General features: G+C 74.3%; 13 protein-coding genes. 7 read left to right on the top strand and 6 right to left on the bottom strand.

Going from position 1 to position 15,172, the window contains the following annotated elements; all coding sequences use genetic code 11:
- Positions 1-155: 155 nt before the first annotated feature.
- The gene (locus Q0858_RS18840; protein WP_299057727.1) at positions 156-1,595 is read left to right on the top strand and encodes an APC family permease; all 1,440 of its coding nucleotides are present in this window, start codon (positions 156-158) and stop codon (positions 1,593-1,595) included.
- A 196-nt stretch (positions 1,596-1,791) separates the two neighbouring features.
- Here the strand turns inward: Q0858_RS18840 and Q0858_RS18835 are convergent, their stop codons facing one another.
- Complete coding sequence (locus Q0858_RS18835) at positions 1,792-2,559, bottom strand: DUF4031 domain-containing protein (RefSeq protein WP_299057723.1); 768 nt, start codon at positions 2,557-2,559, stop codon at positions 1,792-1,794.
- Positions 2,560-2,619: 60 nt separating this feature from the next.
- Between Q0858_RS18835 and Q0858_RS18830 the strand changes: the two genes are divergently transcribed.
- Both Q0858_RS18830 and Q0858_RS18825 read left to right on the top strand, forming a co-directional pair.
- Positions 2,620-3,975 (top strand): class II 3-deoxy-7-phosphoheptulonate synthase, encoded by a 1,356-nt coding sequence (locus tag Q0858_RS18830; protein WP_299057965.1) that lies wholly within the window; start codon positions 2,620-2,622, stop codon positions 3,973-3,975.
- Positions 3,976-4,058: 83 nt separating this feature from the next.
- Entirely contained in the window at positions 4,059-5,078 is a 1,020-nt protein-coding gene (locus tag Q0858_RS18825; RefSeq protein WP_299057721.1) for a low specificity L-threonine aldolase, read from the top strand.
- Positions 5,079-5,153: 75 nt separating this feature from the next.
- On the opposite strand, the gene Q0858_RS18820 is transcribed toward Q0858_RS18825, so the two are convergent.
- Positions 5,154-8,459 (bottom strand): S8 family serine peptidase, encoded by a 3,306-nt coding sequence (locus Q0858_RS18820; RefSeq protein WP_299057719.1) that lies wholly within the window; start codon positions 8,457-8,459, stop codon positions 5,154-5,156.
- Between the two features lie 205 nt (positions 8,460-8,664).
- On the opposite strand from Q0858_RS18820, the gene Q0858_RS18815 reads away from it, so the two are divergent.
- From Q0858_RS18815 to Q0858_RS18805, 3 genes are read left to right on the top strand one after another with little or no spacing between them, the layout of a single operon-like run.
- Positions 8,665-9,792, top strand: coding sequence for a hypothetical protein (locus tag Q0858_RS18815; RefSeq protein WP_299057717.1), 1,128 nt, complete (start codon positions 8,665-8,667; stop codon positions 9,790-9,792).
- Entirely contained in the window at positions 9,789-10,730 is a 942-nt protein-coding gene (locus Q0858_RS18810) for an ATP-binding cassette domain-containing protein (RefSeq protein WP_299057715.1), read from the top strand. Before Q0858_RS18815 ends, Q0858_RS18810 begins: the two co-directional genes overlap by 4 nt.
- Complete coding sequence (locus Q0858_RS18805; RefSeq protein ID WP_299057713.1) at positions 10,727-11,542, top strand: ABC transporter permease; 816 nt, start codon at positions 10,727-10,729, stop codon at positions 11,540-11,542. The genes Q0858_RS18810 and Q0858_RS18805 overlap by 4 nt, the downstream gene beginning before the upstream one ends.
- A gap of 169 nt (positions 11,543-11,711) precedes the next feature.
- Here the strand turns inward: Q0858_RS18805 and Q0858_RS18800 are convergent, their stop codons facing one another.
- The 4 genes from Q0858_RS18800 to Q0858_RS18785 all read right to left on the bottom strand — a co-directional run bounded on the left by Q0858_RS18800 (position 11,712) and on the right by Q0858_RS18785 (position 14,607).
- Entirely contained in the window at positions 11,712-12,506 is a 795-nt protein-coding gene (locus Q0858_RS18800; protein WP_299057711.1) for an alpha/beta fold hydrolase, read from the bottom strand.
- A gap of 11 nt (positions 12,507-12,517) precedes the next feature.
- On the bottom strand, positions 12,518-13,615 hold the full coding sequence (locus tag Q0858_RS18795; protein WP_299057709.1) for a hypothetical protein: 1,098 nt from the start codon (positions 13,613-13,615) through the stop codon (positions 12,518-12,520).
- Positions 13,616-13,735: 120 nt separating this feature from the next.
- Entirely contained in the window at positions 13,736-14,281 is a 546-nt protein-coding gene (locus Q0858_RS18790) for a DNA starvation/stationary phase protection protein (protein WP_299057707.1), read from the bottom strand.
- A gap of 83 nt (positions 14,282-14,364) precedes the next feature.
- Entirely contained in the window at positions 14,365-14,607 is a 243-nt protein-coding gene (locus Q0858_RS18785; protein WP_299057705.1) for a hypothetical protein, read from the bottom strand.
- Between the two features lie 47 nt (positions 14,608-14,654).
- Here Q0858_RS18785 and Q0858_RS18780 point away from each other — a divergent pair, with 47 nt between their 5' ends.
- Positions 14,655-15,164: a hypothetical protein gene (locus Q0858_RS18780; protein ID WP_299057703.1), complete on the top strand. Its 510-nt coding sequence runs from the start codon at positions 14,655-14,657 to the stop codon at positions 15,162-15,164.
- Positions 15,165-15,172 lie beyond the last annotated feature (8 nt).

Below are 15,172 nucleotides of genomic sequence, written 5' to 3'. Positions count from 1 at the left end.
TCCGGCAGCACCGCGGGCCCACCGGACAGGTGGCCACGGAAACTGCCGATGTCGTGGACATCGTCCGGTGGGGCGGCCACAGTGGTGGGCCACGGATGCGCTGGGGGGTGCCTCCGGCGACGGGCGCGGACGCGCCCGCGGACGAGGGGAGTGTCATGTCGGACCTGGCGGGTCAGGACCTCGGGGGACGGACCGCCGCGGAACCACCGCTGAAGCGGGTGCTGGGTCCACGGCTGCTGCTGCTGTTCATCGTCGGCGACATCCTCGGCGCCGGCATCTACGCCGTCACCGGCGACATCGCCGGCGAGGTCGGCGGCATGGCCTGGCTGCCGTTCCTCGTCGCCTTCGCGATCGCCACGCTGACGGCCTTCTCCTACCTCGAGCTGGTCACGAAGTACCCGCAGGCGGCCGGCGCCGCGCTGTACACGCACAAGGCGTTCGGCCTGCACTTCGTGACGTTCCTGGTCGCCTTCGCCGTCGTCTGCTCCGGCATCACCAGCGCCTCCACGTCGTCCAACCTGCTCGCCAGCAACCTGCTGATCGGCCTGGGCTTCGACGACGCCCCGGCGCTGCCGGTCGCGCTGCTGTTCATGGTCGTCCTCGCGCTGATCAACCTGCGCGGCGTCGGCGAGAGCGTGAAGTTCAACGTCGTCCTCACGATGGTCGAGGTCACCGCGCTCGCGATCGTGATCGGCGTCGGGATCTGGGCCATCGGCCGAGGGGACGGCGACCTCGGCCGCGTCGTGGTCTTCGAGTCCGGCTCCGACCGCGGCATGTTCGCCGCCGTCACCGTGGCCACCGCGATCGCGTTCTTCGCGATGGTGGGCTTCGAGGACTCCGTGAACATGGTCGAGGAGACGAAGGACCCGCAGCGGATCTTCCCCCGCACGATGCTCACCGGGCTCGGGATCGCCGTCCTGATCTACATGGTCGTCGCGGTGATGGTGGTCGCGGTGATCCCACCGGGCGACATCGCCGACCCCGTGAACCCGGACGCCGGGATCCTGCTGGACGTCGTCCGCGTCGGCGCCCCGGACCTGCCCGTGGACACGATCTTCCCGTTCCTCACCGTCTTCGCCGTCGCGAACACCGCGCTGATCAACATGCTGATGGCGAGCCGCCTGGTCTACGGCATGGCCAAGCAGGACGTCCTGCCGCGGTCGCTGGCGAAGGTGCTGCCGAAGCGGCAGTCGCCGTGGTCCGCGATCCTCTTCACCACGGTGCTCGCGCTCGGCGTGATCACGGTCGTCGCCCAGCTCGGCGACACCACGGTGGTCTCGGCGCTGGCCGGCACCACCGGCCTCCTCCTGCTCGTCGTCTTCACCATCGTCAACGTCGCCTGCCTCGTGCTGCGTCGCGACCCCACCCCGCAGGGCGCCTTCCGGGCCCCCACCCCCATCCCGGTCGCCGGCGCGGTCGCCAGCGCCTTCCTCGTCGGCCCGTGGGCACGCGACTCCGAGGACTGGGTGCAGTACGAGGTCGCCGGCGGCCTCCTGCTGCTCGGCATCGTGCTCTGGGCCTTCACCTGGCTCACCAACCGCGGCATCCGCGCCAAGAAGACCGGCTTCCGCGACATCGAGCACCTCGAGGACTGACCCGCGCTCGCCGTGCGGCGGCCGGTGACCCGTCCGTCGGGTGCGGGTCGTCCGGCAGCGGTCGTCGAGGTGCCGTTTCGTCACAAACGGCAGTCGTTCGGCACCGGAAGCCACCGTTTCCGCACAAACGGAGGGCCGCCGGCCGCCGTAGCCGCGCCGCGGGCGGCCGGAGCCGGACGCGACCACGGAGCAGGCGTCAGCGCCGCGCCCAGGGACCCAGCGCGAGGACGTGGCCGACGAGTGGCCACCAGAACTCGCCGGAGCAGCGGCGCTCCAGCTCGGTCGGCGTCACCCAGGCGTGGCCGGTGGTCTCGTCGCCCTCGCCGGCGAGCGGGGGGCTGCCGGGCACGGTGGCGGTGAGGAACGCGAGCAGGTCTCGGCCCGGGGCGAGGGCGGGCCGGAACACCTCGTGGCCCAGCAGCCGCAGGTCCGCCGGGTCGAGGCGGACGCCGGTCTCCTCCGCCACCTCGCGGACCGCGGTCGCGACGGCGTCCTCGCCGGGCTCCGTGCGGCCCGCGGGCGGGCCCCAGACCCGGCGGCGGGTGCTGAACACGACCGCGCAGCGGCCGGCTGAGTCGCGCAGCAGCACGCTGGCGGCGTACGTGCGCTCGGCCGGCGGGGGCCAGTCCGACAGCAGCAGGTCGACCTCGCGGGGGACGCCGTCGCCGAGGTCGAGGCCGGTCAGCCGCTCCACCGGCCGCTCGCCCTTCCGCTTCCGCAGCCGCAGGCCGGCCGCGCGCAGCGCCGTCACCACCTCACGGGACGTCACCGGGCGGGCGCCGGCCGCGACGAGGGCGTCGTACGCGACGTCGGGGACGTCGTAGTGGTCGCCCTCGAACAACCGACGGCTCACCCCGTGGTCCGCGGCGAACGCGTGCAGCTCGGCGAGCGAGGTGTCGCTGACCAGGTGCGACCACAGCCGTCCGTACGCCGGCCACGCCGCCGGGTCGATGAGGATGGCCACCGGAGGAGGCTAGTCCGCGCCTCGTCACCGGTGCGGGGCGCGAGGCGGGACCGCCGTACCCTGGGGGCCGTGACGATCCCCGACCTCGAGAGCCTGCACGCACGCGGAGCGGCCCAGCAGCCGACGTACCCCGACCGTGCCGCGCTCGACGCCGCCGTGGCCCGTCTGCGCACGTTCCCGCCGCTGGTGTTCGCCGGGGAGTGCGACGCCCTGACCGACCAGCTGGCGGCCGTGGCGCGGGGCGAGGCGTTCGTCCTGCAGGGCGGCGACTGCGCCGAGACCTTCGCCGGCGTGACCGCCGACAACGTGCGCAACAAGCTGCGGGTGCTGCTGCAGATGGCCGTCGTGCTGACGTACGCCGCCTCCGTGCCCGTCGTGAAGGTCGGCCGGATCGCCGGGCAGTACGCCAAGCCGCGCTCCTCCGACACCGAGACCCGCACGGTCGACGGGCGCGAGCTGACGCTCCCCGCCTACCGCGGCGACGCGGTCAACGGCTTCCCGTTCACCGAGGCCGACCGGGTGCCGGACCCCGAGCGCCTGGTCGACGTCTACCACTCGTCGGCCGCGACGCTGAACCTCGTCCGCGCCTTCGTCACCGGCGGGTACGCCGACCTGCGCGAGGTCCACACCTGGAACACCGACTTCGTCCGCGACTCGCCCGCCGGGCAGCGCTACGAGGTGCTCGCCGGCGAGATCGACCGCGCGATGACCTTCATGAAGGCCATCGGCGCCGACCCGAGCGAGCTCGCCACCACCCAGGTGCACTCCAGCCACGAGGCGCTCGTGCTCGAGTACGAGCACGCCATGACCCGCATCGACTCCCGCACGCAGGCGCCGTACGACGTCTCGGGGCACTTCGTGTGGATCGGTGAGCGCACCCGCCAGCTCGACGGGGCGCACGTCGAGCTGCTGCGCCACATCCGCAACCCGATCGGCGTCAAGCTCGGGCCCACGACCAGCGCGGACGACGCCATCGCGCTCGCGGAGCGCCTCAACCCCGACAACACCCCGGGCCGGCTGACGTTCATCACCCGCTTCGGCGCCTCCAAGATCCGCGACGGCCTGCCGTCGCTGGTCGAGAAGGTCACCGCGGCCGGCCTCTCGGTCGCGTGGATCTGCGACCCGATGCACGGCAACACCTTCGAGGCGTCCTCGGGCTACAAGACCCGGCGCCTCGACGACGTGACCGACGAGGTGCAGGGCTTCTTCGACGTCCACCGCTCGCTCGGCACCTGGCCCGGCGGCATCCACGTCGAGCTCACCGGTGACGACGTCACGGAGTGCGTCGGCGGCGGGGAGGACCTCGCCGAGGTCGACCTGCACAACCGCTACGAGTCGGTCTGCGACCCGCGCCTCAACCGCGTGCAGTCCCTCGAGCTGGCCTTCCTCGTGGCCGCGATGCTCCGCCGCGCCTGAGCCGCCACACGTGACCCGCGCCCGACCCGCGCGGGCCCCCTGCCGCCGGTGAGGGGCTCGACGGGGTCTGGTTGGCTCGACGGGTGGACGCCCCCATCGACCTGAGGTCCGACACCGTCACCCGCCCCACCGAGGCGATGCGCGCCGCGATGGCCCGCGCCGAGGTCGGCGACGACGTGTACGGCGAGGACCCGACCGTCGCCGCGCTCGAGGAGCGGGTGGCGGCGCTGCTCGGCCACGAGGCGGCGCTGTTCACCCCCACCGGCTCGATGGCGAACGTGCTCGCGCTGCGCACGGTCGTCGGCGTCGGGCAGGAGGTGCTGTGCGAGGCCTCGGCGCACATCGCGCGGGCTGAGCTGGGCGCCCACGCGGCGTACACGGGCGTCACGATGCGGACCTGGCACCACCCGCGCGGCGGGGTGGACCTGCCGACCGTCGAGCGGATGTTCGCCCCCGACCTCGGCCCGTACTTCGTGCCGACCGCGGCGATCGCGCTCGAGAACACCCACAACTTCGCCGGCGGCACCGTGGTGCCGCTGGAGGACCTGCGGGCGGTCCGCGCCTTCGCCGACGCCCAGGGCTGCGCCGTCCACCTCGACGGCGCCCGGATCTGGAACGCCCACGTCGCGAGCGGCGTCGACCTCGCGACGTACGGCGGGCTGGTCGACGTCGGCGCCGTCTGCCTGTCCAAGGGTCTCGGCGCCCCCGTCGGGTCGCTCGTGTTCGGCAGCGCCGACGCGATCGCGGAGTCGCGGACCTGGCGCAAGCGGATGGGTGGCGGGATGCGGCAGGTCGGCGTGCTCGCGGCCGCGGGCCTGCACGCACTCGACCACCACGTCGAGCGTCTGGCGGACGACCACGCCCACGCGAAGCGGCTCGCCGAGGCCTGCGGCGTCGACCCGGACGGGGTGGACACCAACATCGTCGTCGTCGAGGTCGACGGGCCGGGCGGCGCCGCCGACGTCGTACGACGGGCCGCCGAGCAGGGCGTCCGCGTCGGGGCCGTGGGCGCCCGCACGCTGCGCGTGGTCACCCACCTCGACGTCGACACCGCCCAGGTGGACCGGGCGGCGTCGGTGCTGGCCGGTCTCCTCGCCGCCTGAACGCCCCCTGGACGCCGACGGCCCGCCTCCCCGGGGGGAGACGGGCCGCGGCGGGTCACCGATGGTGTCGGTCGGTCAGCCCTGCGCGGGCACGACCTCCTCGACGAGCACTTGGCCGGAGCCGACGCGCTCGCCCTCGGTGTCGACGACGGCGACCTCACCGAGCAGGGAGCGGCCCTCGCCCGGGTCGGACTCCGCGGTCAGCACGCCCTCGACGGTCCAGGTCTCCCCGGTGGCGCGCTGCTTGTCGGTGTCGTCGAGCACCAGCGAGCCGTAGCCCGGCGCCGCGATGACGTCGCGGTAGTCGTACTCCGTCGTGCCCGCGGGCACGGAGTAGCCGTCCACCAGCGCCACCCAGGTGCCGGCCTGCGGGTTCGCGACCCGGACGGCCTCCTCGGAGGTGCCGCCCGCCGAGGACGCCCGCTCGACGCAGTCCCCGTCGGCGGGGCAGTAGTAGAGGATCAGGTCCAGGTCGGACCCCGCGTCGGACGGGTTGCCGATCTGCACCGACAGCGACGTCGCGTCGGCCGGGACCTCGATCTCCTGCTCGTTCTGCGCCAGGTCCGCGATGGTCGGACGGTCGATGAACGCGCTGCTCAGCGCGCCACCGCGGGCCCGGCCCTCGAATGCCGCGAACTGGTTGGTGATCTCGTAGCTCCGCTCGACGGGCTCACCGACGACGGCCTGCTCGACCACGTCCGGGTCGGGGGTGACCACGGCGCCGAGCACGGTGGCCTCGACGGTGAAGCGGGCCGCGTTCGTGTCGGAGGTACGACGGGCGTCGACGACGACCTCCCAGACGCCGGGCGTCGGGTTGAGGGTCGTGCGGCTGTCCGGGTCACCGGTGGCGCAGCTGCCGCCGGGCGTGACGACCGGGGTGTAGCAGGCCAGCGAGCCGGCCGGGTCGATCGGCAGGCCGTCGGGCCCGATGCGGTTGAACCGGATCTGGCCGGCGCCGGCGGCCTCGCCGCCCCCGGTCATGTCGACGCGGAGCGCGGTCGCGCCCTCGGGCACCCGGACGAACATGCTCTTCGTCTCGTTGCGACCCACGGTGCCGCGCTTGCGCACCGAGAAGCCGTTGCCCTCGCCGGCGACGTTCGGGTTCACCACGACGTTCATGGTCTGGCCGTCGACACCGGTGGTGTCGGGGGAGTCCATGCGCAGGACGGCGGAGTGCGCGCCCTTGCCCTTCGGGGTGATCCGGACGGGCACGTCGACGGCCTGGCCCAGCGGCAGGTCGACGCTGGAGGGCGCCGTGAACGTGCCGTCGTTGCCGACCCACGACAGGGTGAACGGGTGGGTGCCCGGACGGCCCTCGGTGCGGGTGACGCTGTAGGTGCGGGTGTAGCTGCCGCTCACGCCCTCGCGGTCGTGGATGCCGACGCCGACGCCGGGCTCACCGAGCTGGTCGGCGAGGACGGTGTTGACCTGGACCCGGGTCTCGATGGACTCGGTGTCGATGCCGGCCTTGAGGAGCTGCCAGGCGGCGGGGACGTCGACCACGCCGGTGCCCTGCTCCGCGGCGTCGGCCGCGGGCATGAAGCGGGCGCTGGACATGATGGCCGTGCGCAGGTCCTCGGCGGACGGACGCTCGCCGTCGTTGAGGCGCTTGTAGGCGCCGATCAGCAGCGCCGCGGCGCCGGTGGTCTGCGGCGCGGCCATGGAGGTGCCGTTGAACTGGCTGTAGCCCGGGGGCAGCGCGTAGGTGCCGGCGACGGGGCCGCCCGGCTGCCACGGCGGGGTGGTGGAGATCGCCGAGCCAGGGGCCGAGACCTGCGGCTTGAAGCCGCCGTCCTCGCGGGGCCCGCGGGAGGAGAACTGGTGCAGGTCCTCGGGCGCGGTGACCTCGGCGCCGTAGTTCGACAGCCAGGTGTCGTCGGTGATCGACGAGGCGACGCTGAGGGCGTTGCTCGCGACCGAGGGGTCGCCGACCGTGTTGAGGCCGGCGCCGGAGTTGCCGGCCGAGATGACGAGCTGCATGTCGTACTCGTCGATCACGCGGTTGTAGAGCTCCGCGCGGGCGTTGTCGCCGTCGTTGAGGGCGGGCAGGCCGCCGATCGAGATGTTGACGACGTCGGCGCCGTTGCGGGCGGCGTACAGGACGCCGTCGACGAGGCCGGAGCTGGTGCAGGACGTGGAGGCGAGGCAGGCCTTGATGGCCATCACCTTCGCGCCGGGCGCGGCGCCGTTCATCGCGCCACCGAACAGCGCGTGGCCGGTGGCGATGCCGGCGACGTGCGAGCCGTGGCTGCCGGAGATGCCGATGCCGACCCACGGGATGCCGGAGCCGTACTGGGACCGGTCGGTCTGGACGACGAACGCCATCCGCTCGCGGATCGCGGTCTGCTCGTCGTCGACGCCGAAGAAGCCGACGTCCTTCTTCACCTTGTAGTCGATCAGGCGCTTCGAGTCGGTGAAGTCGCGGTCACCGTCGAGGTCGACGAGGACCTCCTTGGTGGTGGTGTCCTGGATGACGCCGATGTTCTCGCGCAGGACGCCGTCCCGGTCGAGGTCGGCGCCGAAGTCGCTGCCGGCCTGCCCCAGGTCCTGGGCGCCCTCGTTGAGGACGGCGAAGCTGTACGGGCCGCCCGAGGCGGGCGCCGTCCAGGTGCCGCCGGCGGCGGTGAACTCACCGGTGTACGTCGCGCTCGACATGCGCAGCCAGGTGCCGTCACCGGAGGTGGGGGAGTTGGCGTTGTACCAGTCGATCACCTTGCGCTGCCCCTGCGAGGTGGTGCGGAGCGCGGGGTGGTCCATGTCGACGCCGGAGTCGAGGATCGCGACGGTCACGCCGCGGCCGTCGCGCGCGCCCTTGGCGAACTGCGCGGCACCGGTGTCCTGGGTCGGCATGTAGGGGTTCGCGACCGGGGTGCGCTTGTTCGGCGCCTTCTGCGGCTGCGGGTCCTCCTGGCCCTGGCCGATCGGCCGCGGGTCGTCGAGCTCCACCAGGCCGTCGACGTCGACGGCCTTGACGGAGCCGAGGCGGGGGACGTCCTCGGCGTTCTCCAGCGGCACGGAGACGCGGAGGTAGTCGACGGACTCGTCGCGGGCCTCGAGGCGCCCGCCGAGGTCGGCGAGGGCGGCGAGGGCGGTGTCGCTCTCACCCTCCCCGGCGGCGACGAGGAGCGACACGCGCTCCTGGCCGGCCTCCTCGGCGTCGGCGAGACGCTGGGTGTCGGCCGGCCCGTAGCCCTTGTCGGGGGCGCCGACCTCGCTCGGGTCGGCCGCGACGCCGGCGGGACTGCTACCGGGCCCGGTGGGGGCGGCGTACGCCGGGGCGACGGCACCCAGGGTCGAGGCGGTGACGGCCGCGGCGGCGAGGGTGGCCGCTGCGACGACGACGCGGCGCTGTCGGCGCGCGCGCAGGGGTGATGGATTCACAGAGTGGTCCGTTCCGAGAGGGGATCCGAGAGGTGCTGCGATCAGCGCGCCGCGTGACGGCGGTCGGGACCCGAGACAGACCGGTCTGGACCAGTGCAGAGGCGCGCACTCCGTTCTAACCCGGTCCGGCGGACCACGTCCATGGCTGGCAGGTCACGGAACGGCCTCGGTCCGTTCGTGGACCGGCCACGTAGCGTCGGTGGACATGAGCGGGGCGACGGGCGCAGGGCGCCGCTGGCTGGTCCTGGCCGTCGGCCTGGCGCTGTTCGTCGCGGCCGTCGTCGCCGTCCGCTCCTGGCCGGCCGCTGACTCCGACGTCGACGCGGTCGCCCTCGCCGAGCGGGTGCAGGCCTCGACGGACGAGCCGTGGTCCGGGTACGCCGTCTCCCGGGGCAGCCTCGCGCTGCCCGACGCCGACCGGTTCTCCTCCGTCGGCGACCTGCTGGGCGAGGAGACCCGGCTGCGTGCCTGGTGGCGCGGCCCGGACGTCTGGCGCGTCGACGAGCTGCGGACCGCCGGCGAGGTCGGGCTGCGGCACGAGGGCGTGCGGACCACCGAGTGGAGCTACGAGACCGGCATCGCCGAGGGCACCGCGGAGCGGTCGCGCGACCCCGACGTCCGGCTGCCCCGCACCGTCGACCTGCTGCCGCCCGAGCTCGCCCGCCACGTGATGGCCGGGGTCCGCGACGACGAGGTCTCCCGGATCGGCGCCCGCCGCGTCGCCGGCCGCGACGCCCTCGGCCTGCGGGTCACCCCGTCGCTCGAGCAGGCGACCGTCCGCCACGTCGACGTCTGGGCCGACGCCGAGACCGCCGTCCCCCTCGCGGTGGAGGTGTACGGCGACGGCGACGACCCGGTGCTGAGCACGGCGTTCGCCGAGTTCGACGACGCCACCCCCGCCGCCTCCACGGTGGCGTTCGACCCACCCGACGGCGTGGTCGTCGAGGACGAGGAGGTGCTCGACATCGTCGACGCCGTCAGCCGGTACGCCGAGGTCGCGCCGCCCGGGCGCCTCGCGGGCCTGCCCCGCACCGCCGACTCCTCCGGGGCCGTCGGCATCTACGGACGGGGGGTCACCCGGATGATGGCGCTGCCGCTGGACGACCGGGGAGCCGGCCCGCTGCGCGAGCAGCTCGCGCTGACCCCCGGGGCCTCGGTGACGCCCGAGCGGACGGTCGTCGCCCTCGGGCCGCTGGGCGTGCTGCTGACCGACGACGGCAGCGGGGGCGGCTGGCTCGTGACCGGGCCCGTCACCACCGACACCCTCGAGCGGGCCGGCCGGGCGCTGACGCCGACGTGGGCGTTCATGACGACCGCGCTGGAGGCGTCGTGAGCGGGTCCGTGATCCGCACCGCGGGTCTCACCAAGCGGTTCGGCCGCGTCACCGCGGTGGACGGCGTCGACCTCGACGTCCGCGACGGCGACGTCTACGGCTTCCTCGGCGCGAACGGGTCCGGCAAGACGACGACGGTGCGGATGCTGCTGGGGCTGGTGCTGGCGACCCGCGGCGATGCCGAGGTGCTCGGCCTGTCGATGCCGCGCCACCGGCACGAGGTGCTGCCGCAGGTGGGGGCCCTCGTCGAGGGCCCCGGCGCGTACGACCAGCTGTCGGGCCGCGCCAACCTGCGCCTGTTCGACGCGATGGGCCGCGCCGGCGCCGCGGGAGGGCGTCGTACCCGGGAGCGACGGGTGGGCGAGGCCCTCGAGCGCGTCGGCCTCGCCGGCATCGACCGGCGACCCGTGCGGGCCTACTCGCTGGGCATGCGGCAGCGGCTCGGGCTCGCCTCCGCGCTGCTGCGCTCGCCGCGGCTGCTCGTGCTCGACGAGCCGACCAACGGTCTCGACCCCCAGGGCATCCACGAGATCCGCGAGCTGCTGCTCGAGCTGAACCGCACGGGCGTCACCGTGTTCCTCTCCAGCCACCTGCTCGCCGAGATCGAGCAGATGTGCACCCGGGTCGGGGTCCTCGACCGGGGGCGGTTGGTGCTGCAGGACGAGCTGTCGACGCTGCACGGACCCACCGGGCGCACCGAGGTCGTCACCGTCGACGCCGACCGCGCCGCCACGCTGCTCGGGGACGCCGTCGAGCACCGCGAGGGCGACCGCCTGCTGGTGCGGGCCGGCGACCCCGGCCGGCTCAACCGCCACCTCGTCGAGGCCGGCTGCCGTGTCTCCCTGCTCGCGCCCGAGCGGCGCAGCCTCGAGGACGTCGTCCTCGAGGCCTCGCAGGGCACCGGCGACCGGCGGGACCGCCAGGAGCGTGCCTCGTGATCCGCGTCGAGCTCGTCAAGCTGCTCCGCAGCCGTCGGACCTGGGTGACGATCGCGCTGATCGACGCCCTGCCCGTGCTGGTCGCGATCCTGCTCGCCGTCACGGGCGTCGGGCCGCGCCCCGGCAGCGGCCCCGCGTTCCTCTCGGCGGTGCTGACCGACGGCACCCTCTACCCGCTGGCCGCGCTCGCGATGGTCGTGCCGCTGTTCCTGCCGGTCGCCGTCGCCGTGACCGCCGGCGAGGCCGTCGCGGGCGAGGGTCAGGCCGGGACCCTGCGCTACGTCCTGATCCGCCCCGTCGGCCGGACCCGGCTGCTCGTCGCGAAGCTCGTCGCCGTCATCGTGTTCGCCCTGCTGGCGGTCGTCGTCGTCGCGGTCACGGCGTACGTCGTCGGCGTGACCCTGCTCGGCCAGCAGGACGTCACCACCGGGACGGCGACCTTCTCGGGCACCTCCCTGACGACGCCCGAGCTCGTGGCGCGGACGTTGATGTCGCTCGGCTACGCGATGCTCTGCATGCTCGGGGTCGCCGCCATCGCGCTGTTCTGCTCGACCCTGGTCGACACCCCGCTCGCCGCGGCGCTCGGCGCGATCGCCGTCCTGATCGCCTCGACGCTGCTGCTCACGCTCGACGCCGCGAGCGCCCTGCACCCGTGGTTGATCACGCGGTACTGGCTCGCGTTCACCGACCTCTTCCGCGACCCGATCTTCTGGCGCGACATCCTGCGCGGCGTCGGCCTGCAGCTGCTCTACGTCGCGGTGTTCCTCGGCGCCGCCTGGGCGAACTTCACCACCAAGGACGTCACCCGCTAGGTCGAGTCGGCACGTCTGCGCAGCCGTACGACGCCGAGTCGGCAGGTCTGCGCAGATGTACGGGCTCGAGTCGGCACGTCTGCGCAGGTGTGCGACGTCGGCTGGCACCCGTGGGGTGCGCAGACGTGCCGACTCGGCCGTCATGGGGTGCGCAGACGTGCCGACTCGACTAACAGACGGAGGGGGGCGGGGGGCCGCTGGGGACGTCGACGCCGAGGGCGTCGAGGACCATCGCGATCACCGCGGGGTCCGAGGGCAGGTCGCCGTGCTCCACGGCGAGGCCCCCGCAGACGTCCTGGACGGCGTACGCCACGGAGCCGTCGAGCCGCCCCGAGGTGGGGGGGACGACGACCTGGTCGCCCTCGGTCCAGACGCTCACCCACACCGGGCCCTCCGGGGTCTCGTCGCCACTGTTCAGGCCCGCGAGCAGCGGGCTGTCGCTCGTGAGCTGGCGGCAGGCCTCCGGGCAGGAGTCCGGGGTTAGCTCGGCGCCCAGGTCGGCCACCTCGGTGCCGTGGTGCGGCGAGCCCAGCGTCACCACGCGGCGGGCGAGCGCGTCGCCACCTTCCTCGGCGACCCACAGCCGGGCGACCACGCCGCCGGCGGAGTGCCCGACGACGTCCACGGACGCCGCGCCGGCCTCGTCCGCGGTCTCCTGCGCCACCTCGTGCAGGGCGACCGCCTGAGCCCGCAGGTCGCCGGTGCCGCCGTCGACGGGATCGACGACGACCACCTCGCGTCCCTCGGCCCGCAGGGCGTCGGCGAGCGGCTCGAGGCCGGCGCCGGACGCGCCGTACCCCGGCACGAGCAGCACCGGGCCGGGGTCGTCCTGCGCCACGGCGGTGGCGGCGTCCGGCGTCCGGGTCAGCACCACGGCCACGACCGCGGCGACCAGCGCGAGCCCCAGCGCCCCGGCGAGGACGAGCACCAGCCGGCGCCGGGCCGGTGCCAGGGAGTCGAGCACCGCGGCGACCCTCAGTCGAGCGACGAGCGCGGGACGCCGTCCAGGGCGACCTCGCTGATCGCCGTGTAGTCGCGCCTGTCCGGCCCGCCGCCCGGACCGGACACGCGGGTCAGCCGGAGTCGGACCGTGGACGTGGTGCGCGGCCGGATGTCGGTGCGCTGCACCTGCGGGGTGTCGCGCAGGGTGTGCACGACGCGGGAGCCGTCGTCGAAGAACCACTCGACCTGGCGGACCCGGCGGTTGCCGGCGTACCAGTCGACGTCGCGCCCACCGGTCGACCCGGTCTTCGCGTAGCCGTTGAGCAGTCCGACGGTCGTCACCATGACGGGCTCCTCGAAGGTGAAGGTGAGGACGGAGCCGCGACCGTCACCGACCATGCGCCAGGCCGTCTCGTCGCGCCCGTCGAGCATGTTCGGCGCGGCGTAGCTGACGGTGCGCCCGGAGAGGTCCTCGTTCGGCGGGGCGGTGGACGGCGCGGTCGCCGTCACGGCCTCCGTCAGCGGCTCGGCGGCGCGGCGGGCGCGGCTCGCGAGGTCCGGCGGGCGTGCCCCCCGATCGGCGCGGTCGGTGCGGTCGGCGCGGTCGCGCCGGCCCTGCTGGTCCTGGCGCTGCTGGTCCTCGCGCTGCTCGCCGCGCGAGGTGCCGCCCTCGCGGGGCTCGGCGGCGTCGTCCACCTGCCGGCCGGCGGTCGGGGCGTCGCTCGTGACCGCGCCGTCGGGCTGCCAGCCGAGCCAGACGCCGGTGCCGGCGGCCAGGGTGACCGCGAGGGCGGCGGCGACCAGGGGCAGGACCGGCCGGGAGGACGTGCCCCCGCGGCGGCCGGCGGCAGCCCCGGTCAGCGGAGTCGCGGCCTGGACGGACGTGGTGGCCGTGGTGGCCGTGGTGGCCGTGGTGGTCGGCTCGTCGGCGTACAGCGGCCAGCGCGGGGAGCGGGGCAGGTCGCCGGTGGGCTCGGCGGGCACCAGGAGGGGTGCCGCGCTGCGGGTCTCGTCCGGCGACGAGCCGGGGGCGTACGGCGTCAGCACGAGGTCGCGCTCGTCCGCCGGCACCGCGGGCAACGAGTCGCGCTCGGCGGTGTCGGTGCGCCAGTCGGACCAGCTCGGGGACATCACGACCTCCTTCCTGCGTCGACGACGACGGGCCGGGAGCCCTCCACGGTAGCGGCAGGGCCCCGGCCCGTCGTACGGCCGGGCACACCGGACCCCGCGGGGTCGGGCGCGCGGCGGGCGTCAGCCGTCGGTGCGGCTCGCGTCGGCGGCACCGGTCTCGCTGCCGGCGCCCTCGCTGGTCAGGTCACCGCCGATGCTCTCGAGGTGGGCCCGGACGAACCACTGGAACTTCTCGAGCTCGGCGGTCTGGGCGATCACCATGTCCTCGGTGATCGGGTCGATGTCGCCGGTGGTCTCGATGACCTTGCGGTTGTCGGTGATGGCGCCGACGTACACCAGGTCCAGCGCACCGAGGTGCGCCAGCGCGGTGTCGCGGCCGAGGGAGTAGTCGTCCCAGGTGCGGTCCGCGATGACCGCGCCCGGGGTGCCCTTCGGCGAGCCACCCAGGGTGGCGATCCGCTCGGCGACCTCGTCGGCGTACCCGCGGACCAGCTCCACCTGCGGGTCGATCATCTCGTGCACCGCGATGAAGTGCGGGCCGACGACGTTCCAGTGGACGTGCTTCAGCGTGAGGTGCAGGTCGTTGTACGCCGACAGACGGCCCTGGAGCAGGCCGATGACGGTGTGCGCCTGCTCGGTGGACAGGCCGGGGACGGTGTAGGACACGTGTTCTCCTCGTGGGGTTGGCGTCGTGTGACTGTGCTGGGTGCAACGCCACCGGTGGGTGGCGGATTCCGGGTCGGGTGAAGTCAGGCCAGGAACGGGCGGACGTCGAGGTGCTCGCCGTCGCCGGAGTCGATGGCGTCGGTGAGGCGCTCGAGGACGTCGTCGCCGACGTCGAGGCCGGCCTGGGAGACGGCGCCGTCCAGCTCGGCGCGGATCGTCTCGCGGGGCGCGGACTCCTCGTAGGAGACGACCCGGTCGACGGCGGCCTGGAGGGCCTCCACGCGGGGGTCGTCGTCGGGGGTGGCGGGGGTGACGGGCTCGGTCATGGCCTCCGGGTACCCACTGGCTGGCCCGGTGCTCCTACGGTGTGCCCGTGAGGCCATCCCGGACCGTCCTGTCCACCACGGCGCTGGCCGTCGCCGTCACGGTGCTGGCGGGGTGCGGCGGAGGCGACGACGAGCCCGGCTCGGGCGCCCCCGGCGACGAGGTCTCCGTGGGGGAGACGCTCGACCCGACCGCGGACTCGACGCCCCTGCCCGACGACGTGGCCGCCTCGACCACCGAGCTGCGCTCCGCGGTGCGCACCTTCAGCGACGCGCTGCTGACCGGGGACGGCGAGCTGGCCTACGCCTTCTACACCGCCGAGTGCCAGACCAAGGTCCCGCAGGGCACGTACCTGCTCATCGTGAAGCGCGCCGGCGCCGTGTACGGCGAGCCGCTGCCGTTCGCGACGTACGAGGCGACCGTCTCGGAGGAGGAGACCGACGCCGGCCCGCAGGAGGTGGCGGCGGTCGACTACACGTTCCGCGGCGCCAAGGGCCTCGTCCAGGACGACGAGGAGTGGACGAACACCGACGAGGGCTGGCGGCTGTCGGACTGCTGAGCTGGCGG

Origin of the sequence: uncultured Nocardioides sp. (assembly GCF_947489365.1) — a bacterium.
Taxonomy (GTDB): domain Bacteria; phylum Actinomycetota; class Actinomycetes; order Propionibacteriales; family Nocardioidaceae; genus Nocardioides.
This window is presented reverse-complemented; position numbering and strand designations above follow the sequence as displayed.

What these genes read in the sequence shown, in the direction of transcription:
- Q0858_RS18840 (WP_299057727.1), top strand. Translation starts at nt 156, where the DNA reads ATGTCGGACCTGGCGGGTCAGGACCTCGGGGGACGGACCGCCGCGGAA.
- Q0858_RS18815 (WP_299057717.1), top strand. Translation starts at nt 8,665, where the DNA reads ATGAGCGGGGCGACGGGCGCAGGGCGCCGCTGGCTGGTCCTGGCCGTC.
- Q0858_RS18795 (WP_299057709.1), bottom strand. Translation starts at nt 13,615, where the DNA reads ATGTCCCCGAGCTGGTCCGACTGGCGCACCGACACCGCCGAGCGCGAC.
- Q0858_RS18785 (WP_299057705.1), bottom strand. Translation starts at nt 14,607, where the DNA reads ATGACCGAGCCCGTCACCCCCGCCACCCCCGACGACGACCCCCGCGTG.